We start from the raw sequence: 21,519 nt of genomic DNA on the forward strand, positions 1-21,519 counted from the left end.
AGTTTAGCATTTTTAAAGTAGATTTATCTCTTCGTTAACTTTAAGCTTAAAACGCTTTCTAAAAAGATATACACCTAAGTACAAAAATGGTGTGTCGATGATGGCTATAAAAACCTTAAATAAAAAACCGCTAATCAATAATCCAGCAAATTTATCCCAGCCTATTTCACCAAAAGAACACAATAGAAATAAGACCGAAAAGGTGTCTACAAACTGAGATAAAAAAGTAGAGCAGTTATTACGCAGCCAAAGCATTTTTCCATTAGTTAATCGTTTCCAAAAGTGATAAATCTGAATATCTACAAGTTGCGCTAATAAATAGGCCATCATACTGGCAAATACAGCAATAATAGTGTTGCCAAATACTGTGGTAAAAAGAGAATTGTTAACAGGTGACCAACTTGTAGCAGGAACAAGATTGGCGGTGTAAACTATTAATAAAGAAAAAATAGAAGCAAAAATACCTGCAATTACAATTTGGTTAGCACGTTTTTTACCATAAATCTCACTAATTAAATCGGTGATTAAAAAGGTAATCGGGTAAGGAAGAATACCAACAGAAATTTCAAATAACTTAGCGCCAAAAATTTCAATGTCAAAAGGATGCCAATAAAAAAACTTCTGAAAAATTAGATTAGAAACCACTAAAGAGGTTATAAATAAGGCACCTAAAAAAAGGTAGATTTTTTGAGCAGCTAGTTTGTCTTTTAAGGTCATAAAAACTTATTAACAGTTTGTGTAAAGATAAGGACTAAGTGAATTTCTTTTAGTTATTTTGTCAAAGATTTATGAAGGATTCTAAAACCGTATACATAGCATTAGGTAGTAATAAAGGCGATAAGTTTAAAAACTTACAACTTGCTGTAGATGCTATTTTTGAAAAAATTGGCACAATAATTAGTATTTCAAAAGTCTATCAAAGTCAAGCAATGGGCTTTGAAGGCGATGATTTTTTAAATACATGTATAGCTGTAAAGACAAAACTAACACCTAAAAAAGTACTTAAAACGCTTCAAGAAATTGAAGTGAAATTAGGTAGAAAACCTAAAAAAAATGAAGGTTACGAGTCTAGAGAAATTGATCTAGATATCATTTTTTTTGAAGATGAAATTTTAGATGAAAGTAATTTGGTAATTCCTCATCCAGAAGCTCATAAACGTAAATTTGTCTTAGAACCTTTAAAGCTAATTGCTTCAAAAATAGAGCATCCAGTTTTAGAAAAAACAGTAGAAGAACTTTATGACGCTTGCGCAGATCAAACCGCTTTAGAACCTTATAATATCTGGCTAAAAAACCCAATTAAGCAGTATAAATTATCTAAAAATAACTACATAGCTATTGAAGGTAATATTGGCGCAGGTAAAACAAGTTTGTCAACACAAATTGCATCAGATTTTAATGCAAAATTAATTTTAGAACGTTTTGCAGACAATCCGTTTTTGCCTAAGTTTTATAAAGAGCCAAATCGCTACGCATTTACTTTAGAGATGTCTTTTTTAGCAGATCGCTACCAGCAAATTAGTGACGATTTAAGTCAGCTAGATTTATTTAAAGATTTTATTGTAAGCGATTATGATGTGTTTAAATCTTTAATTTTCTCAAAAATTACGTTACAACCTGACGAGTTTAAATTATACCGAAAGCTATTTTATTTGATGTATAAAGATATTGCAAAGCCAGATTTGTATGTGTATTTATATCAAAATACTGAGCGTTTACAAGCTAACATTAAGAAAAGAGGTAGAAAATACGAAAGCGAAATAGCAGACGATTATTTAGAAAAAATTAATGCAGGTTATTTAGATTTCTTAAAAAGTCAGTCAGATTTTAATGTTAAAATCATTGATATTTCAGATAAAGATTTTGTAAAAAATAGAGCAGACTATTTATGGCTTTTAAACGAAATAAATAATGGAGTACAAGATAGTCAAGACCGATAAAATTTTAATTGTAGGTTTAAGTGCAACTGCTAATTTTTTAAATACTAATCAAATAACTGGTCAGTTAGCAAGACAATTTATGCCAAGAGTTGAAGAAGTAACACATAGAAAAGACAACTTTAAATTGTCACTTCATAAATACTCAAGTTTTAATATTTCAGAATTTAATCCTAATCAAACGTTTCAAAAATGGATAGGTGTAGAGGTAGATAACTTGCAATCTGTACCAGAACATATGGAAACTTTAACTATAGATCCTGGCAGATATTTAGTAGTAAATTTTGAAGGAACTATAGCAGCATTTGTAAGCTTTTGGCAAGACCTTCATTTTAATTGGCTACCAAATTCAGAATTTGAAATAGATAATAGACCACATTTTGAAAGACTTGGTCCAGACTACGATCCAAATCAAGCTGTAAATAAGGAAGAAATCTGGATTCCTATAAATTAACTTTAACTGTTTAGCGCCTTAATCTTACTAAACACATCCCAAACTACAACGCCGCAACTTACGCTAATATTTAAAGAGTGTTTAGTACCATATTGCGGTATCTCGATAACATTGTCACTTACATTAACTACTTTTTGAGAGACACCTTTTACTTCGTTACCAAAAACTAACGCGTATTTAGTATTTACTTCTGGTGTAAACTGGTCTAGCATAACTGCATTTTCGGCTTGTTCTATACTTAAAACTTTGCAATTTTCAGCTTTAAGTTTTTCAACTAACTCAACAGTGTTTTCTACATATTCCCAATCAACAGTCTCTGTACTTCCCAATGCAGTTTTATGTATGTCTTTGTGTGGTGGCGTAGCTGTAATTCCGCAGAGATAAATTTTTTCAACTAAAAACGCATCACTTGTTCTAAATACACTACCAATATTATTTAAACTTCTAATATTGTCTAACACAATAATAATAGGTGTTTTTTTAGAGTGTTTAAAATCTTCAACACTTAGTCGGTCTAGTTCGCTGTTTTTTAGTTTTCTCATATTGCAAATATTCAAAAAAAAACTCCCTTTTTTCAAAGGAAGTTTTAATAAAAAGTATCTAAATAAGGTTTAATGTACCTCTTCTTTAGTTTCTGTTTCTTTCGTTTCTTCAACTTTTGGTTTAACAGTTCCTTTAATTCTTAATCTAACAGTAGCTGAGTTAACAGCATTTGTAGTTAATGTGACTGTTTTAGAAAAACCGCCAGTTCTGTTTGTTGCGTAACGTACTTTAATAACATCAGAAGCTCCTGGCGCAATTGGTGTTCTTGGCCAAGTTGGTACTGTACAACCACAAGATCCTTTGGCGTTTGTGATTACTAATGGAGCGTCACCTGTATTTGTAAATTTAAATTCTCTATTTCCATCTGCACCATTTTCAATTGTACCATAGTCTATTGTTTTAGATTCAAATTCAATTTTTGCACCTTTAGTATTGGTTGCTGCTTTAACAGTTTCTGTTTTTTCTGCTGTTTGAGCAACACTTAATGTTAATATTCCGATTAAAGCGAAGCTTAACAATATTATTTTTTTCATGATAAATAATTATAGGATTATTAGACAAATTTAGAAAAATAGATATACTTCTTTGGTTAATTAAATAATAATTTAAACATCGTTTTATAGCAACTAGTAAATTGATTAAATTCGCAATCAAACCAAAATCAAAATATATTCCCTTTGGCAGCAAAATCTAAAACCAAAAAAGTAACTCCATTAATGAAGCAGTACAACGCTATAAAGGCGAAATATCCTGATGCTTTGTTATTGTTTAGAGTTGGTGATTTTTATGAAACTTTTGGAGAAGATGCTGTTAAAACAGCCGAAATTTTGGGTATTATTTTAACCAAAAGAGGCGCAGGAAGTGATAGTGAAACCGAATTAGCAGGTTTTCCGCATCACTCATTAAACACCTATTTACCTAAGCTGGTAAAGGCTGGAGAACGTGTTGCAATTTGTGACCAGTTAGAAGATCCTAAACAAACAAAAACCATAGTAAAACGTGGTGTGACCGAGTTGGTAACTCCTGGTGTAGCTTTAAATGATGAGGTGCTTCAGTCTAAAACAAACAACTTTTTATGTTCGGTTTATTTTGGAAAATTATCTATAGGGATTTCATTTTTAGACATATCTACGGGCGAGTTTTTAACCGCGCAAGGTAATGCAGAATATATTGATAAGTTACTTCAAAATTTTAGCCCAAGTGAAGTCCTAGTTTCTAAGCCAAAACGCAACAAATTTGTTGAGGTTTTTGGTAACGATTTTCATACCTTTAATCTTGAAGATTGGGTATATCAAACCGATTTTGCTAATGAAACTTTGCTAAAACATTTTGATACAAAATCATTAAAAGGTTTTGGTGTAGAAGATTTAAAAGAAGGTATTATTGCAGCAGGTTCTATCTTACATTATTTAGCCGAAACGCAACATCATAAGCTAGAGCATATTACTTCAATAGCAAGAATTGCCGAAGACGATTATGTCTGGATGGATAAGTTTACCATTAGAAACTTAGAGCTGTATAACTCTACAAACAATAATGCAGTTACACTTTTAAATGTTATCGATAAAACCATATCTGCTATGGGCGGACGTATGCTTAAACGTTGGTTAGCATTACCTTTAAAACATGCAGATAAAATTAAGCAACGTCATGAGGTAGTTTCTTATTTAAAAGACAATGATACGGTTTTACATAAAATTCAAAATTATATAAAAAACATAGGCGATTTAGAACGTTTAATTTCTAAAATTGCTACGCAAAAGGTAAGTCCTCGTGAGGTTATTCAACTAAAAAACTCACTTGAAGCAATAGTGCCAATAAAAGCATTGGCAACCAATTGCGATAACGAATCTTTAAAGATTATCGGTGATAATTTACAAAGTTGCAATGTGCTACGCGAAAAGATAAAAGAAACTTTAAAGGAAGATGCACCGGTTAATGTTTTAAAAGGAAATACTATTGCAAACGGATTTTCTTCTGAATTAGATGAACTTAGAGCGCTATCAACTTCAGGAAAAGATTATTTAGATAAAATGTTAGAGCGAGAGAGTGAACGTACAGGTATTACTTCTTTAAAAATAGCATCTAACAACGTATTTGGTTACTATATAGAAGTTAGAAATACACATAAAGATAAAGTGCCAGAAGAATGGATACGTAAGCAAACTTTAGTAAGTGCAGAACGTTACATTACAGAAGAATTAAAAGAGTACGAAGCTAAAATTTTAGGAGCAGAAGAGCGTATTCTTGCAATCGAACAGAAGTTATTTGCAGATTTGGTACAATGGATGAACCAATACATAAAACCAGTACAACAAAATGCTTATTTAATTGGGCAGTTAGACTGTTTGTGCGGTTTTGCACAATTGGCTACACAAAATAATTATGTGTATCCACAATTAGATGATTCTTTTGACTTAGAGATTGAAGATGGTCGCCATCCAGTAATAGAAAAACAACTACCAATTGATGAACCATATATTGCAAATTCAGTATTTTTAGACAGAGAAACGCAACAAATTATTATGATTACTGGACCAAATATGTCTGGTAAATCGGCAATATTACGTCAAACTGCCTTAATTGTTTTACTAGCACAAATAGGAAGTTTTGTACCAGCAAAAGAAGCTAGAATTGGTGTTGTAGACAAGATTTTTACGCGTGTTGGCGCGAGTGATAATATTTCTATGGGAGAATCTACGTTTATGGTAGAAATGAATGAAACAGCGTCTATTCTTAACAATATTTCAAATAGAAGTTTAGTCTTGTTAGACGAAATTGGTCGCGGTACAAGTACTTATGATGGAATTTCAATAGCTTGGGCAATTAGCGAATATTTACATGAACATCCAGCAAAACCTAAAACCCTTTTTGCAACTCATTATCACGAGTTAAATGAAATGTCAGAAACATTTAGTCGTATTAAAAACTTTAATGTTTCGGTTAAAGAGCTTAAAGATAATGTGTTATTCTTACGTAAATTAGTAGAAGGAGGTAGCGAACATAGTTTTGGGATACATGTTGCAAAGATGGCAGGAATGCCACAACAAGTATTACACAGAGCTAATAAAATATTAAAGAAATTAGAGAAAAGCCATTCTAGCGAAGAGTTAACAGACAAGGTTAAATCTATGCAAGATGAAATGCAATTAAGCTTTTTTAACCTAGACGATCCACTACTAGAAAATATTAAAGAAGAAATTTTAGAAACAGATATTGATACCTTAACACCTGTGGAAGCCTTAATGAAGCTAAATGAGATTAAACGTATGTTGCTGAAAAAGAAGTAAGTGAAAATTATTTTTATTTTTTTTAAAAAAAGGCTTTGTAAATCGTAAATATATTTTAAATTTGCATCCGCAATAGCAATATTGCTCGTTCATTAAAAAAGACTGCGAAAGTAGCTCAGGGGTAGAGCATCACCTTGCCAAGGTGAGGGTCGCGGGTTCAAATCCCGTCTTTCGCTCTGATACTTTCTTAAAAATATACCAAGATGCTGAAGTGGTGGAATTGGTAGACACGTTGGACTTAAAATCCAATGTCCGTTTTGGACGTGCGGGTTCAAGTCCCGCCTTCAGTACAAAAGCCTTATCATTTGATAAGGCTTTTTTTTTATTTACAATAAGTTACAGACATAAAAAAAGCTCACTTAAATTTAAGTGAGCTTTTCAATTTAAAGAGTAATTCTCTTAATTATCGTCATCAGTAGCTTCTTTTACTGCATCCTTAACAGATTCTCCTGCTTCTTTAGTCTCTTCAACAGCTTCATCAATTGCTTTTCCTGTAGCTTCAAAACCATCTTTTGCAGCCTCTTCTGTTTCTTCTGCAGCATTCTCTACAGCGTCACCTGTTGCTTCTGCAGCATTTTCAATGGTATCTTCAACTTCTTCTGCTTTTTTTTCGTCTCTACAAGATGTAAAGGCTATTGCAGATACTAAAACAGCACTTAATAATAGTTTTTTCATTTTTAATTGTTTTTGATTAGTAATTCTTTAAAGTTATGAATGAATTTTAAAAGAAATAAATATTTCTCTTACTTTTTTAATTTATAACCTTTTACATATACTATTTACGTAGAAAACCTATTATTTGGATGATAGTACCTTCTTTTTCTTTTACAAAGTTGAAACTTTTTTTACTGGTTTCTTTTCTAAATATCTTATTTTCAATAAGTAAGTCTAATTTGTTTTTAAGTGAAGAATAATCATTTACAGAAAAGACATTGCCATTATCAATCATAGCTTGCGCTTCAGGAAATTTTTTGTAGTTAAAACCAATTATAATTGGTACTCCAAAAACAGCTGGTTCTAATATATTATGCAAACCTGTTTTTCCCATTGCGCCACCAATATAAGCTATATCTGCGTAGCTGTATATTTTACTTAAAATGCCGATAGTGTCAATAATAAAGACGCTTGCATTACTATGATCTGTATTTTCTTTATTTGAAAATAAAGCAGTCTCTTTTTGTATGGACTGTTTTAAGCCTTCAATCTGCTTAGCTTTTATATTATGAGGTGCGATAATAAATTTCACATCATGTTTACATTGATTAATATACGGTACTAATATAGCTTCGTCTTCTGGCCAAGAACTACCAATAACAATACATAATTTATCTTGCTTAAACGTCTCAATAAAATCAAGAGTGTTGTCAATTTGTAACTGATTTAAAACACGATCAAACCTAGTGTCTCCAGAAACTGTAGCATTTTTATAACCTATGCTTTCAAGTAGATTTTTAGACTCTTCATTTTGAGTAAAAATATGTTCAAATGCAAAAAGCGCTTGTTTAGTTTGTGTTCCATACCATTTAAAAAAGGATTGGTCTTTTCTAAATACAGCAGATATTAATACGGCACGCAAACCATTCTTTTTAATTTCATTTAAATAATTTGGCCAAATTTCATACTTCACAAAAACGGTTAGCTCAGGATTTACAAGATTAATAAATCGTTTAGCATTAGATTTTGTGTCTAACGGTAAATAGACAACAACATCTGCAAAAGGGGCATTTTTTCTAATCTCATATCCAGAAGGCGAGAAAAACGTTAAAATAATTTTGTGTTTAGGATAGTCTATTCTTAAAACATTAAATACAGGTAAACCTTGCTCATATTCACCTAAAGATGCACAATGAAACCAAAGCGTTTTATCACTTTTTTTAATTTCGTTTTTAAGAATATCAAACGTGTTAGCACGACCTTTTACGCCTAATTTTATCTTGTGGTTAAAAAGTGCAATTACTTTTAAGACCAATGAAGTCAAATAAATAAGGATGTTGTAGATAATATTCAAATTAATTTGTTTGTGCTAAAATACGTAATTCATTGGTTAGCGTTGGCTAATTTTGTAAATTCGTTACATAAACGATTATAAATTAAAATCGAGTGAAAAAAATACAAATGGTTGACCTTAAAGGTCAATACGCAGATATAAAACAAGAAGTAGATACTTCAATTCAAGAGATTATTGATAATACAGCTTTTATTAATGGTCCAAAAGTGCATCAATTTCAAAAAAACTTAGAAAATTATCTAGGTGTAAAGCATGTTATACCATGTGCAAATGGTACAGATGCTTTACAAATAGCAATGATGGGATTAGGTTTAGAGCAAGGTGATGAGGTCATTACAGCCGACTTCACCTTCGCAGCAACCGTAGAGGTTATTGCGCTTTTAAAATTAACACCAGTTTTAGTAGATGTAGATCCAGATAATTTTAATATCGATATAGACGCTATTAAAAAAGCAATTACGCCTAAAACAAAAGCAATTGTACCAGTACATTTATTTGGTCAATGTGCTAATATGGAAGCGATAATGCAAATAGCTAAAGAACATAATCTTTATGTTATAGAAGATAATGCACAGGCAATAGGAGCTAATTACACATATCAAGATGGTACAAAAGCAAAAGCAGGAACAATTGGTCATGTAGCTTCAACATCATTTTTTCCTTCAAAAAACTTAGGCTGTTATGGAGATGGTGGCGCTATTTTTACTAATGATGACGATTTAGCACATACCATTAGAGGTATTGTAAATCACGGAATGTACGAGCGTTATCACCATGATGTAGTCGGTGTAAATTCGCGTTTAGATTCAATCCAAGCAGCAGTTTTAGATGCCAAATTACCACATTTAGATAATTATAATCAAGCACGTCGTGACGCAGCAAGAAAGTACAATTCAGCCTTAAAAGATGTTCCACAAATTACATTGCCTAAAACCGTAAATAACTGCGAAGGTATTTGTGATACTTGCGATTGTCACGTGTTTCATCAATACACATTAAAATTAGAAAATGTAGATAGAGATGCGCTAGTAAAGTTTTTAAATAGTCACGATATCCCTTGCGGCGTTTACTATCCAATACCTTTACACAAACAAAAAGCGTATCAAGATAGCAGGTACAACGAAGCAGATTTTACAGTCACAAACCAATTGGTAAAACAAGTGATTTCTTTACCAATGCATACCGAATTAGAAGACGATCAAATCGAATTTATTACATCAAAGATTAAAGAATTTATAGCAAATAATTAGGGCGTTACCCTTAAGGGTCGGGCTTTCGCAAGTCGCAATCAAAGATGTGCTCCAACAATTGCTCAATCCCTAACGCACATTCCAGCCAATGAAGGTACTAGTAACAGGAGGATTAGGATTTATCGGATCTCATACTGTAGTCGAGCTTCAAAACAAAGGTTTTGAAGTCGTTATAATTGACAATTTATCAAATTCATCAATAAAAGTATTAGACGGTATTATAAGTATTACAGGTAAAGCGCCAATTTTTGAAAATCTAGATTTAAAAGAAAAATCTAAAGTCCAAGAATTCTTTTTAAACCATCAAGATATAGTTGGTGTTATACATTTTGCAGCAAGTAAAGCAGTTGGAGAAAGTGTAGAACAACCGTTAATGTATTATGAAAATAATATAAACACTTTAGTTTATGTGTTGCAAGAATTAACAAAATTAGAGCAATCTAATTTCATCTTTAGTTCGTCTTGTACTGTTTATGGTCAAGCAGATGAGTTACCAATTTCAGAAAACGCACCAATAAAACCTGCAGAATCACCTTACGGTAATACCAAACAAATAGGTGAAGAAATTATTAAAGACACTTGTAAAGCCACTCCAAAATTAAATGCAATCGCTTTGCGATATTTTAATCCAATTGGAGCACATCCAACAGCAAAAATTGGAGAATTACCAATTGGAGTACCGCAAAACTTAGTGCCATTTATCACACAAACAGGCGTTGGAATACGCGAACAATTATCTGTTTTTGGTGACGACTATCCAACACCAGATGGGACGTGTATAAGAGATTACATTCATGTAGTAGATGTAGCAAAAGCACACGTTGTCGCTTTACAACGCTTGTTAGAATCTAATAATACAAGTAATTACGAGTATTTTAATTTAGGAACAGGTAAAGGAAGTAGCGTTTTAGAAGTCATAAATTCATTTGAGCGTATTTCTAGAGAGAAATTAAATTACAAGATTGCCAATAGAAGAGAAGGCGATGTCATTTCTGCATATGCAGACACGACAAAAGCCAATCAAGTTTTGGGTTGGAAAGCAGAATCTTCACTTGACGACGCTATGACATCTGCTTGGAAATGGCAAAAACGCTTAAATTCAAATTAGTATATTATAAATTATTCGGTTTTAAATTGTCAAATACGTAAGTATTACGCAAAATCATTAAGGATATTTTATTAATGTGTTGATTAACAATATTTTAATCTTTAAAATTCGTGATTGGTTAATATTCTTGTTTATTTTGTAGCTAATGCAAATGATAAAACAATGAAATTGATTACCGTTAAAAGACAAACAAAACACGAAGACAGATTTACACCAAAAATGGGTAAATTAACTGCAAAAGTAACCTACATTAAGAAGCACTTATTAGGTATTCCTTTTAAAACATTACACAAATATCGCGAAACATATTACGGCGAAGTTAAAGATTGTATAGATTGCAACTTAGCTAGATAACATAAAAAAGCCTCGAAAATTTTCGAGGCTTTTTTTTATATGATATTAATAAGTTTAATTGGCTTCTTTTTTCTTTTTAAAGCTACCTACAATTAAACAACCCATTCCTACCATTACAGAAACATCTGCGAGGTTAAATATTCCGGTTCTTAAAAAACCACCAAAATCTAAATGTAAGAAGTCGGTAACAGACCCGTAAACAATACGGTCGTAAACATTTGCTATACCGCCACCAATTATACAACAAAAACCAACTAATGTAAACATGTTCATGGTTTTGTCTTTAATAATGTGTCTAAGCACAAAAGCTAACACTAATATTGGTAAAATTAATAAAAGTGTAATGCGTAAAGCAGGACTAAAGTCGCTACCCATACCTAAAAAAGCACCTTTATTTTCAACATTATGTAGTGTAAAAACATCTCCTATAATTTCACTAACACTACCTTTTCCGACTTCAGCTCTAACAATAAACTTAGAGATTTGGTCAATAGCAATGTTAAGAAAAATTAATGCAGTAATAAGTATGTTTCTTGCGCTCATTATTGCTCTGTACTTATTGTTGCAGATTCGGTTTCGGCAGATCTATCAATCTTTTTTACTAAGCCTTGTAAAACTTTTCCAGGACCAACTTCAGTAAAAAGTGTAGCACCATCAGCAATCATTTGTTGTACAGATTGTGTCCAACGTACAGGCGCTGTTAATTGCGAAATTAAATTAGCCTTGATTTCAGTTTCATCTATAATAGCGCTAGCTGTTACGTTTTGGTATATTGGGCAATTAGGTTTGCTAAATGTTGTGTTTTCTATTGCTGCAGCTAATTCTTCTCTAGCTGGTTCCATCATTGGAGAGTGAAATGCGCCACCAACAGGTAGTACTAAAGCACGTCTTGCGCCAGCTTCTTTCATAGCTTCACATGCACGATTAATTGCTTCTACTTCTCCAGAGATCACTAATTGACCTGGACAGTTGTAGTTAGCAGCAACAACAACACCTTCGGTTTTTGCACAAATATCTTCAACTAATTTGTCTTCTAAACCTAAAACAGCCGCCATAGTACTTGGCTGGATTTCGCAAGCTTTTTGCATAGCCATAGCGCGTTGAGATACTAATTTTAAACCGTCTTCAAAGCTTAATGCTCCGTTTGCTACTAATGCAGAAAATTCACCTAAAGAGTGACCAGCAACCATATCTGGTTTAAAACTATCACCCAATGTTTTTGCTAAAATTACCGAATGTAAAAAGATAGCAGGTTGTGTTACTTTAGTTTCTTTTAATTGGTCTCCCGTACCTTCAAACATAATATCTGTGATGTTAAACCCTAAAATTGAGTTGGCATCTTCAAATAAAAGTTGAGCTTCTGGAGCGTTTTCGTATAAATCAAGTCCCATACCAGTAAACTGAGCACCTTGACCAGGAAAAATATATGCTTTCATTAAATTTAGTTTCTTAATTATTGAGCAAAAATAGGAATAAAATATTAAAGAAAAGTATAGCTTTTGAGGCTTCTCAATACAATTTGCTCATACTTCACAAATACCCAGTAGCAGCTTCTGCACAGCGTTCGCCATCCATAGCTGCGCTAATAATTCCGCCAGCATAACCAGCACCTTCACCGCAAGGATATAAATTGGTAATTTCTGGATGATGTAATTGGTCTGTTCTTGGAATACTAACTGGTGATGAGGTACGCGATTCTACACCAATAATATTAGCTTCTTCGGTGTAATAGCCTTTCATTTTATCACCAAAAGCTTTAAATCCTTTACGTAAAGAACTACCAATAATTTTAGGAAATAAGCTGTGTAAAGGCGCACTTTTTATACCTGGTTGGTATGATGTTTCATTTAAAGTTGAAGATAATCTACCTTCTACAAAATCGGTCATACGTTGTGCTGGCGCAGTTTGATCACGATTACCAGAGGTAAAAGCTAATGTTTCAAAATCTTTTTGAAATTCTAATGCTTTTAAAGCGCCAAATTGCTCGTATTTGTGTAAATCTTTGTCCGCATTAATTTCAACAACAATACCCGAGTTTGCAAATTTATTGTTTCGTCTTGAAGGCGACATACCGTTTACTACAACTTCGCCATTTGCAGTTGCAGCAGGTACAATAAATCCGCCAGGACACATACAAAAACTGTATACGCCTCTTCCATTTACTTGCTGTACTAAACTATATGAAGCAGCTGGTAATAAAGGATGTCTTTCACCTGAACAGTGATATTGAATGTTGTCAATAATCTGCTGCGGATGCTCTGCACGTACGCCCATTGCAAAACTTTTAGCTTCAATTGAAATATGTTTTCTGTCTAATAAATAGAAAATATCTCTTGCAGAATGACCTGTTGCTAGAATTACTTTTTCGGTAGTTAATTCCTCACCATTATTAAGCTGAAGCGCAACTATTTTTTCATTTTTTATAATGAAATCGTTAACGCGAGTATTAAAATGAATTTCGCCACCAAAATCTAAAATAGTTTGTCTAATATTTTGAACGACCTTAGGTAGTTTATTAGTCCCAATATGCGGATGCGCATCGACCAGAATCTGATCTGTAGCACCATGAAAAACAAGATTTTCAAAAATACGACGTACATCACCACGTTTTAAACTTCGTGTGTATAGTTTTCCGTCAGAATATGTTCCTGCGCCACCTTCACCAAAACAGTAATTAGAATCTTCGTTTACAAAATGATCTTGATTTATGGCTTTAAGATCGCGACGTCTATCTTGTACATTAGCGCCACGTTCTAAAACTATGGGTTTGTAACCAAGTTCTATACAACGCAATGCTGCGTACATACCAGCAGGACCAAAACCAATAATATGAATTGGTTTAGCGTTAGACACATCTTTGTATTCAAAATGATAGTCGGAAGTTTCTGGAACAGGTTCTTTTATAAAGACTGATACTTTATAGTTGAAGATAATTTTAGGCTTACGTGCATCGATGGATTTACGTAGTATTTTAATGCCAGAAATATCTTCACGCGGTATAGACAACCATTCCGCAGATTTAATTAATAATATATCTGGGATTTCTTCTTCTTTAAGAGAAACGCGAAGTTGAATGTCTTTTACCATAATGCGAAATTAGGTAAATTTTGAATGAAACTTAGTAATAAATTAAATTCTCTCAAATGTTAAAAATGAAAACTCATATTGATGATTATCATCTTTTTTATGAAAAACATTTGAGGTTTCTTTAAATATTGAAGTATCTATTTTCGGGAAAAAAGTATCTGCTTCCGGAAATGTTGCATGTACACGCGTAATTTCTATTTTACTAGCGTATGGCATAGCCTGTTTGTAAATTTCTCCGCCACCAATAATAAAAGGTTGTGAGTCTTTTTTAGCTATTTTTATTGCGTCTTCTATGCTATTAACAATTATAACACCATCTGGCGCTGTATAATTTGATTGTCTTGTTATTACAATATGTGTGCGATTTGGTAATGGTTTTGGAAAACTTTCAAAAGTCTTACGACCCATAATTATATGGTGTCCAGAAGTTAATGATTTAAAGCGTTTAAGATCGTCACTTAAATGCCAAATAAGATCGTTATCTTTTCCTATTTCGTTATTTTCCCCAGCAGCAACAATCATAGTTAAGTTGTCAACTATTTTGCTGTTTTTTTGATTAAATACTTGACTTTCTGCAATAGTTAAATCTTCTTTTTCCAGTTGTGCTTTTAATTTCTCTATGCGTACTTTTTGTTTGTTTACTAGCTTAGCCAATTGTTTTTCTTCCCATTCTTTACCCATAAATTTATGAGTAACAAATACATTAAATAAATGAAAAACAAATAAGAATAACCAAACAATAATGGCAATAACAAACCAATCTTGACCAAAAATTTTTAGATCTTGACCAATACCTAAAACGGTATTTGCTAAGATTAAAAATAAAGCGCCAATTAAAAATATAACAAAATGATAGTATAGGCGTTTTTTTTGTTTAACACGTTGTTGAGCATTTTTAATTAATTCTAATTGCTCTTTATCTATCTGCGGTTTTTCCTTTTTTTTGCCGAACATATAATTGTTATTAAACAGCAACAGCACCTTTAATGTGTGGATGCGGATTATAATTTTCTAATGTAAAATCTTCAAATTTAAAATCGAAAATATTTTTTACTTCAGGATTTAACTTCATTGTAGGTAATGGTCTGCAGTCTCTAGATAATTGCAATTCTAATTGCTCTAAATGGTTATTGTAAATATGTGCATCTCCGAAAGTATGAATGAATTCTCCAGCTTCGTAACCGCAAACTTGCGCCATCATCATTGTAAATAAAGCATAAGATGCAATGTTAAACGGTACACCTAAAAAGATATCTGCACTACGTTGGTATAGTTGGCAAGATAATTTACCATTAGCCACATAAAACTGAAAAAACGCATGACATGGTGGTAAAGCTGCTTTACCATTAGCAACATTTTCACTAAAGCTTATAGAAGTGTCTGGCATTACAGAAGGATTCCAAGCAGATACTAGCATACGTCTACTATCTGGATTGTTTTTTAGTGTGTCTATCACTTCTTTAATTTGGTCAATCTCGTCACTATTCCAGTTTCTCCATTGGTGACCATATACAGGACCAAGATTACCATTCTCGTCAGCCCATTCATTCCAGATTCTTACTCCGTTTTCTTGTAAATAATTTATGTTAGTATCACCTTTTAAAAACCAAAGTAACTCATATATAATAGATTTTAAGTGTAGTTTTTTTGTAGTAACCATTGGGAAACCTTCACTTAAATCAAATCTCATTTGGTAGCCAAAAACACTTTTGGTACCTGTTCCTGTACGGTCTTCTTTTGCATTACCGTGTTCTAAAACGTGCTTTACAAGGTCGTGATATTGCTTCATAATATTATTTCTGCGAAAGCAGAAATCTCATTTTTAGTTATAAAAATAGCTAGTTATTTTGAAATAAGGAATAGCTAAAAACGAAAATAAACAAAAATCAATGTAGTTAATTAGTTAATTGATTTTAAGATATTAAAAGTTATTAACTACTATTTTAGATGAAAAAGTTACGTCTTGGATTTAAAGATTTCTGCTTTTGCAGAAATTGTTTTAACCAATAATCATTCCTGCAATTGTAGCTGATATTAGGGAAGCAATTGTACCTCCAATTAAAGCTTTTATACCAAATTGCGATAATGTTTTACGTTGTCCAGGTGCTAAAGAACCAATACCACCAATTTGAATTCCGATAGAAGCAAAATTTGCAAAACCACAAAGCATATATGTAGCCATAATAATTGACTTTTCATACTTTAAATGTGTAGGATTTGCTATGTTTTTTAAGTCTGCTAATTGAATGTATCCAATAAATTCTGATGCAGCTAATTTAATTCCTAAAAGTTGTCCCATTAAAGCCATATCTTCTTTAGCAACACCAATTAACCACATAAGAGGAGAGAAGATATAACCGAGAATAAGTTCTAATGATAAATTTTGATACGGTGTATTATCTGCAATCCAAGAGTTAAAAGTAGTAACATCTCCAACCCAGCCTAAAATACCATTAATCATTGCAATAAAAGCAACAAAAACTAAAAGCATAGCACCAACATTAACAGCAAGTCTTAAACCTTCTGTAGTACCGTTGGCAATAGCATCTAAAATATTAGATCCAATTTTTTCTTGCGACACTTCAACGTCTGTATTTACTTTTTCGGTTTGAGGATATAGTATTTTTGAAATAACAATAGCACCTGGAGCAGCCATAACGGATGCTGCTAATAAGTGTTTAGCATAGAAAAGGCGTAAAGCTTCATCTTCACCTCCTAAAAAACCAATATAAGCGGCAAGTACAGCGCCAGCAACAGTAGCCATACCACCAATCATAACAAGAAGCATCTCAGACTTATTCATTTTTTCTAAGTATGCTTTAATTAATAGAGGTGCTTCGGTTTGTCCTAAAAAGATGTTACCAGCAACAGATAGACTTTCTGCTCCAGAAATTTTTAAGGCTTTTGATAATAACCAAGCCATTCCTTTAACTACCTTTTGAATAATTCCTAAGTAGAAAAGAACAGATGTTAATGCTGAAAAGAAAATAATAGTTGGTAACACTTGAAAGGCAAAGATAAAACCGAAAGTATCCATATCTACTACTAAACCTTCAAATAAAAATTTGCTACCTGCTCTTGTGAAATCTAAGACACTTACAAAAAGTCCACCGACAAATTCAAAACCATTTTTTATAAAGTCTACTTTTAAAACGCCTATTGCAATTAATAATTGAAAAGCTAAACCTATTCCAACAATTTTCCAATCAATAGCTCTACGATTACTACTAAATAAAAAAGCTATTACTATTAAAGAAACCATACCTAACGCACCACGCCATAAACTATTAAATGAAAATCCTTGATTTGGGATTATTTGATTTGCTTCTGCAACGGTTGTTTCTTTTTTGGATTGTGGTTTTACAACAAACTTATAGATGTTTTCTTTTTGGGATAATACTAAAGTTGAATCTGTTAAGTTTTTAATTTTAAACCTTTTTGTCATTTCAAAAGGTGTATCATAATAAAAAACTAAAACTTTATTTTGAAAAATATAATCTCCGCTAGCATCTTTTAGCTTAAAAGAACCTTGATTTAATTTAAGCTCTGTGTTTTTTTGAATAATTAGCGGTTTGGTGTCTGTAGAATTGATATTAATGTTACTAGTGTCTAACAACCAATCTTTACTAATATCTTGCGCTAAAGTAGAGGTAAATGCAAGTAAGAAGGTTACTGTAACAATTAAAAAATTTTTCATTTGTAAAAAGTGTAAGTTATCTTTTAGATATTTCGTCTCTAATTTTAGCTGCTTTTTCATAGTCTTCATTGTTAACAGCTTCATCTAAAAGTTTATGGAGTTCTTCTATGCTTTTAGACTGTAGTTCGTCTTTAGAAGAAGGTTCTAATTCTTCGTTAATTATTTCATTAACAAGTACATCATCGTCTTCGTTGTCTTCATCTTTTGGGTCTACTTTTAAGTAGATACCAGCTTTGTCTAGAATGTTTTTGTAAGTAAAAATAGGAGCTTGAAAACGAAGTGCTAATGCAATAGCATCACTGGTTCTTGCGTCAATAATTTCTTCAATTTTATCGCGTTCGCAGATTAATGAAGAGTAGAAAACACCATCTACCAACTTATGTATAATGACTTGTTTTACGACAATATCAAAACGGTCTGCAAAATTTTTAAATAAGTCGTGGGTAAGTGGTCTAGGTGGTTTAATTTCTTTTTCTAAAGCAATAGCTATAGATTGTGCTTCAAAAGCACCAATAACGATAGGTAATTTACGGTCTCCGTCAACCTCATTTAAGATAAGCGCATAGGCACCATTTTGGGTTTGGCTGTACGAAATTCCTTTAATATTTAGTCTTACTAAACTCATGCATTCAAAAACACAAAGAACTGTTTAAATTAGGACTTTACCAAACCGTAAGGGTTAGATTTTTGTGCAAAATTTAAACAGTCCTTGTTATATCAGACTTAAAGTTAAAAAAAAATTAAGCGTTTGCTGATTTAAAAGCTTTTAATTTTTCTATAAGTTGAGGTACGACTTCAAAAGCGTCACCAACAACTCCATAATCTGCAGCTTTAAAGAAAGGCGCTTCTGGATCTGTGTTGATTACTACTTTTACTTTAGAGGCGTTAATACCAGCTAAATGTTGGATGGCACCACTAATACCAATAGCAATGTAAAGGTTAGAAGCAACAGGCTTTCCTGTTTGTCCTACGTGTTCGCTATGTGGTCTCCAGCCTAAGTCAGACACTGGTTTAGAGCATGCTGTTGCAGCACCTAAAACGTCTGCTAATTCTTCAACCATTCCCCAGTTTTCTGGACCTTTTAAGCCACGACCAGCAGATACTACAATTTCTGCATCTGCAATAGTTACTTTGTCTGTTACCTTATCTACAGACTCTACAGTAACTCCAGACGAAGCAATTTCCGGAGAAAAATCTTCAGAAGAAGCACTTGCACTGTTTTCTACTAAACCAAAAGAGTTGTTTGATACACCAACAATCTTTACATCTGTATCTATAGTTGTAAAGTTAAATGCTTTATTAGTAAAAGCTGTACGTTTTACTGTAAAAGGAGAAGTAGATGTAGGTACAGCTACTACATTAGATGCATATCCTGCGTCTAACCCTACAGATAATAATGGAGCTAAATATTTGCTGTCTGCGCTTTGACTAAGTACAACAACTTTTGAGCCTTCTTGCTTTGCTGCTTGAGATAAAACTGAAGCATAAGATTTTGCATTAAACTTTGCTAAACCATCGTTAGATACATTAAGTACTTTGTCTACACCGTATTTACCTAACTCTGAAGTGTCATTTACATTAACTGCAACAGCAGTAACGCTAGTGCCCATTTGGTCTGCAACCGCTTTAGCGTAAGATGCAACCTCAAAAGCAGCTTTTTTAAAAGTTCCGTTTTCTGATTCTGTATATACTAAAATTGACATGTTTATAATTTTTTAAATTCTGAAACTAATTTTCGTAATCTAACGATTAGATTACTTTAGCTTCGTTGTGTAAAAGGTTAACTAATTCGTCTAAGTTATCAGGAGCAACTAAAGTCACATCACCTTTTGGAGCTGGTTTTTCAAATTTTACAGTTCCAGTTTCTGTATTTGCGCCGTTAGGCTCAACTACATTTAAAGGTTTTTTTCTAGCCATCATAATACCTCTCATATTTGGTATACGTAAGTCGCTCTCTTCAACCAAACCTTTTTGTCCTCCGATTACTAAAGGCAATGTAGTAGAAACACTTTCTTTACCACCATCAATCTCTCTAACAGCTTTAGCGTTTGTGCCATCTACCTCAAGACTAATGCAGTTAGTAACAAAGTTAGCGTCAACCATTTCTGCTAACATACCAGGTACCATTGCACCGTTATAATCAATAGACTCTCTACCTGCAATTACTAAATCATAACCGCCATCTTTTACAACTTTTGCTAACTCTTTAGCAACTTGATAGCCGTCTTTAGCTTCTGCATTTACTCTAATAGCAGTATCTGCACCTATAGCTAATGCTTTTCTTAGTGTGGGTTCTGTTTCTGGACCACCAACGTTAACAACGTCTACAGAAGCACCTTGTTTTTCTTTAAACCACATTGCTCTAGTTAAACCAAATTCGTCATTTGGATTAATTACAAATTGTACACCATTTGTGTCAAATTTTGTATCACCATCTGTAAAATTAATTTTTGAAGTAGTGTCTGGTACGTGACTAATACACACTAAAATTTTCATATTTTTTAATTTATTTAGTTTTTAAATTTATGCCTTTAGACCTACTAAATCGTTATAGTAACATGGGTTAATCAGCAATTTTTTATAAAATTTTAAAGCAAAAAACGCTCTAAAATGTTGTGGTTACGAAGATATGGAATTATTTTTAAAATTTACTATGCGTGCATAATAAATTTTAAAGAATTCTTTTACTGTAAGTTTTTTATTAATTCTTATTTTTGCAATTCAAATAGATATTTTAATGAAAACAATACAGTTTAGAGAAGCTATTGCTGAAGCCATGAGCGAAGAAATGCGTCGTGACGAAAGCATCTACCTTATGGGTGAAGAAGTAGCAGAATATAATGGTGCTTATAAAGCATCTAAAGGTATGTTGGATGAGTTTGGTCCAAAACGTGTTATTGATACACCAATTGCAGAGCTTGGTTTTGCTGGTGTAGCTATTGGATCTACCATGACTGGTAATAGACCGATAGTAGAATATATGACCTTTAACTTCTCTTTAGTTGGTATTGACCAAATTATAAATAACGCTGCAAAAATTAGACAAATGTCCGGTGGACAATTTAAATGTCCAATTGTTTTTAGAGGTCCAACAGCTTCTGCAGGACAATTAGCAGCTACACATAGTCAAGCTTTTGAAAGCTGGTTTGCTAATACACCAGGTTTAAAAGTGGTAGTGCCTTCTAACCCATATGATGCAAAAGGGTTATTAAAATCTGCAATACGTGATGACGATCCAGTTATTTTTATGGAGTCTGAGCAAATGTATGGTGATAAAGGTGAAGTGCCAGAAGGAGAATACACTATACCATTAGGTGTGGCAGATATTAAGCGTGAAGGAACAGATGTAACCATCGTTTCTTTTGGAAAAATTATAAAAGAAGCTTACAAAGCTGCAGACGAACTTGAAAAAGAAGGAATCTCTGTAGAAATTATAGATCTTCGTACAGTTAGACCAATGGATAGAAAAGCTATTTTAGAGTCTGTAAAGAAGACTAACCGTTTGGTAGTTTTAGAAGAAGCTTGGCCATTTGGTAACGTAGCGACTGAAATTACTTACCTTGTACAAAGTGAAGCATTTGATTACTTGGATGCGCCAATTGTAAAAATAAACACAGCAGATACGCCTGCACCATATAGTCCAGTATTGTTAGAAGAGTGGTTACCAAACCATAACGATGTGATAAAGGCTGTTAAAAAAGTGATGTACAAATAAAAAAATATTATTTTCGTTATATCTAAACTTCATTAGCACGATTGTTGATGAAGTTTTTTTGTTTATAAACCAAAAT

At 32.6% G+C, this 21,519-nt stretch carries 21 protein-coding genes and 2 tRNA genes; 9 read left to right on the forward strand and 14 right to left on the reverse strand.

The features are described from left to right. Positions 1–12: 12 nt before the first annotated feature. Entirely contained in the window at positions 13–717 is a 705-nt protein-coding gene (locus INR78_RS07485; RefSeq protein ID WP_027880489.1) for a queuosine precursor transporter, read from the reverse strand. Between the two features lie 71 nt (positions 718–788). On the opposite strand from INR78_RS07485, the gene folK reads away from it, so the two are divergent. Both folK and INR78_RS07495 read left to right on the forward strand, forming a co-directional pair. Next, on the forward strand, positions 789–1,940 hold the full coding sequence (gene folK / locus INR78_RS07490; RefSeq protein WP_223076027.1) for a 2-amino-4-hydroxy-6-hydroxymethyldihydropteridine diphosphokinase: 1,152 nt from the start codon (positions 789–791) through the stop codon (positions 1,938–1,940). After that, positions 1,912–2,391 (forward strand): GyrI-like domain-containing protein, encoded by a 480-nt coding sequence (locus INR78_RS07495; RefSeq protein WP_223076028.1) that lies wholly within the window; start codon positions 1,912–1,914, stop codon positions 2,389–2,391. Before folK ends, INR78_RS07495 begins: the two co-directional genes overlap by 29 nt. Positions 2,392–2,393: 2 nt before the next feature. On the opposite strand, the gene INR78_RS07500 is transcribed toward INR78_RS07495, so the two are convergent. Both INR78_RS07500 and INR78_RS07505 read right to left on the reverse strand, forming a co-directional pair. Beyond that, positions 2,394–2,933, reverse strand: a complete 540-nt coding sequence (locus INR78_RS07500) for an RNA methyltransferase (protein WP_223076029.1) — start codon at positions 2,931–2,933, stop codon at positions 2,394–2,396. A 69-nt stretch (positions 2,934–3,002) separates the two neighbouring features. Further along, on the reverse strand, positions 3,003–3,467 hold the full coding sequence (locus tag INR78_RS07505) for a DUF1573 domain-containing protein (RefSeq protein ID WP_223076030.1): 465 nt from the start codon (positions 3,465–3,467) through the stop codon (positions 3,003–3,005). 183 nt (positions 3,468–3,650) lie between these two features. On the opposite strand from INR78_RS07505, the gene mutS reads away from it, so the two are divergent. From mutS to INR78_RS07520, 3 genes are all read left to right on the forward strand, one after another. After that, entirely contained in the window at positions 3,651–6,224 is a 2,574-nt protein-coding gene (gene mutS / locus INR78_RS07510) for a DNA mismatch repair protein MutS (RefSeq protein WP_223078045.1), read from the forward strand. A 104-nt stretch (positions 6,225–6,328) separates the two neighbouring features. Further along, positions 6,329–6,400 (forward strand) — tRNA-Gly (locus tag INR78_RS07515). Positions 6,401–6,429: 29 nt separating this feature from the next. Then, positions 6,430–6,514: transfer RNA gene (locus INR78_RS07520), tRNA-Leu, on the forward strand. Between the two features lie 109 nt (positions 6,515–6,623). Here INR78_RS07520 and INR78_RS07525 read toward each other — a convergent pair. Then, positions 6,624–6,899 (reverse strand): hypothetical protein, encoded by a 276-nt coding sequence (locus tag INR78_RS07525; protein WP_027880495.1) that lies wholly within the window; start codon positions 6,897–6,899, stop codon positions 6,624–6,626. A gap of 100 nt (positions 6,900–6,999) precedes the next feature. Then, positions 7,000–8,232, reverse strand: coding sequence for a 3-deoxy-D-manno-octulosonic acid transferase (locus tag INR78_RS07530; RefSeq protein WP_223076031.1), 1,233 nt, complete (start codon positions 8,230–8,232; stop codon positions 7,000–7,002). Between the two features lie 107 nt (positions 8,233–8,339). Here INR78_RS07530 and INR78_RS07535 point away from each other — a divergent pair, with 107 nt between their 5' ends. The 3 genes from INR78_RS07535 (at position 8,340) to INR78_RS07545 (ending at position 10,944) form a co-directional block, all read left to right on the forward strand. After that, positions 8,340–9,482 (forward strand): DegT/DnrJ/EryC1/StrS aminotransferase family protein, encoded by a 1,143-nt coding sequence (locus tag INR78_RS07535; RefSeq protein ID WP_223078046.1) that lies wholly within the window; start codon positions 8,340–8,342, stop codon positions 9,480–9,482. Positions 9,483–9,570: 88 nt separating this feature from the next. Further along, positions 9,571–10,590: a UDP-glucose 4-epimerase GalE gene (gene galE / locus INR78_RS07540; RefSeq protein ID WP_223076032.1), complete on the forward strand. Its 1,020-nt coding sequence runs from the start codon at positions 9,571–9,573 to the stop codon at positions 10,588–10,590. A gap of 162 nt (positions 10,591–10,752) precedes the next feature. Continuing rightward, complete coding sequence (locus INR78_RS07545) at positions 10,753–10,944, forward strand: hypothetical protein (protein WP_027880499.1); 192 nt, start codon at positions 10,753–10,755, stop codon at positions 10,942–10,944. Between the two features lie 54 nt (positions 10,945–10,998). Here INR78_RS07545 and lspA read toward each other — a convergent pair whose 3' ends face one another. The 9 genes from lspA to INR78_RS07590 all read right to left on the reverse strand — a co-directional run bounded on the left by lspA (position 10,999) and on the right by INR78_RS07590 (position 20,224). Continuing rightward, positions 10,999–11,487 carry a signal peptidase II gene (lspA, locus tag INR78_RS07550; RefSeq protein ID WP_223076033.1) on the reverse strand — a complete coding sequence of 163 codons (489 nt, stop codon included), beginning with the start codon at positions 11,485–11,487 and terminating at the stop codon, positions 10,999–11,001. Next, the gene (gene fabD, locus INR78_RS07555; protein WP_223076034.1) at positions 11,487–12,380 is read right to left on the reverse strand and encodes an ACP S-malonyltransferase; all 894 of its coding nucleotides are present in this window, start codon (positions 12,378–12,380) and stop codon (positions 11,487–11,489) included. Before fabD ends, lspA begins: the two co-directional genes overlap by 1 nt. Positions 12,381–12,474: 94 nt before the next feature. Further along, positions 12,475–14,031, reverse strand: coding sequence for an NAD(P)/FAD-dependent oxidoreductase (locus tag INR78_RS07560; RefSeq protein WP_223076035.1), 1,557 nt, complete (start codon positions 14,029–14,031; stop codon positions 12,475–12,477). Positions 14,032–14,073: 42 nt separating this feature from the next. After that, positions 14,074–14,985 (reverse strand): dihydrofolate reductase, encoded by a 912-nt coding sequence (locus INR78_RS07565; protein ID WP_223076036.1) that lies wholly within the window; start codon positions 14,983–14,985, stop codon positions 14,074–14,076. A 10-nt stretch (positions 14,986–14,995) separates the two neighbouring features. Beyond that, positions 14,996–15,820, reverse strand: a complete 825-nt coding sequence (locus INR78_RS07570) for a thymidylate synthase (RefSeq protein ID WP_223076037.1) — start codon at positions 15,818–15,820, stop codon at positions 14,996–14,998. A gap of 210 nt (positions 15,821–16,030) precedes the next feature. After that, complete coding sequence (locus INR78_RS07575; protein WP_106676492.1) at positions 16,031–17,728, reverse strand: NupC/NupG family nucleoside CNT transporter; 1,698 nt, start codon at positions 17,726–17,728, stop codon at positions 16,031–16,033. A 16-nt stretch (positions 17,729–17,744) separates the two neighbouring features. Then, positions 17,745–18,353: a bifunctional nuclease family protein gene (locus INR78_RS07580; protein WP_223076038.1), complete on the reverse strand. Its 609-nt coding sequence runs from the start codon at positions 18,351–18,353 to the stop codon at positions 17,745–17,747. Positions 18,354–18,468: 115 nt separating this feature from the next. Further along, positions 18,469–19,431 (reverse strand): electron transfer flavoprotein subunit alpha/FixB family protein, encoded by a 963-nt coding sequence (locus tag INR78_RS07585; RefSeq protein WP_223076039.1) that lies wholly within the window; start codon positions 19,429–19,431, stop codon positions 18,469–18,471. A 46-nt stretch (positions 19,432–19,477) separates the two neighbouring features. Beyond that, positions 19,478–20,224 carry an electron transfer flavoprotein subunit beta/FixA family protein gene (locus INR78_RS07590; protein ID WP_106676498.1) on the reverse strand — a complete coding sequence of 249 codons (747 nt, stop codon included), beginning with the start codon at positions 20,222–20,224 and terminating at the stop codon, positions 19,478–19,480. 241 nt (positions 20,225–20,465) lie between these two features. Here INR78_RS07590 and INR78_RS07595 point away from each other — a divergent pair, with 241 nt between their 5' ends. Next, positions 20,466–21,443 carry a pyruvate dehydrogenase complex E1 component subunit beta gene (locus INR78_RS07595; RefSeq protein ID WP_027880509.1) on the forward strand — a complete coding sequence of 326 codons (978 nt, stop codon included), beginning with the start codon at positions 20,466–20,468 and terminating at the stop codon, positions 21,441–21,443. The last annotated feature ends 76 nt before the right edge of the window (positions 21,444–21,519 follow it).

The organism is Mesoflavibacter sp. SCSIO 43206 (assembly GCF_019904215.1).
GTDB classification, from domain to species: Bacteria; Bacteroidota; Bacteroidia; order Flavobacteriales; family Flavobacteriaceae; genus Mesoflavibacter; species Mesoflavibacter zeaxanthinifaciens.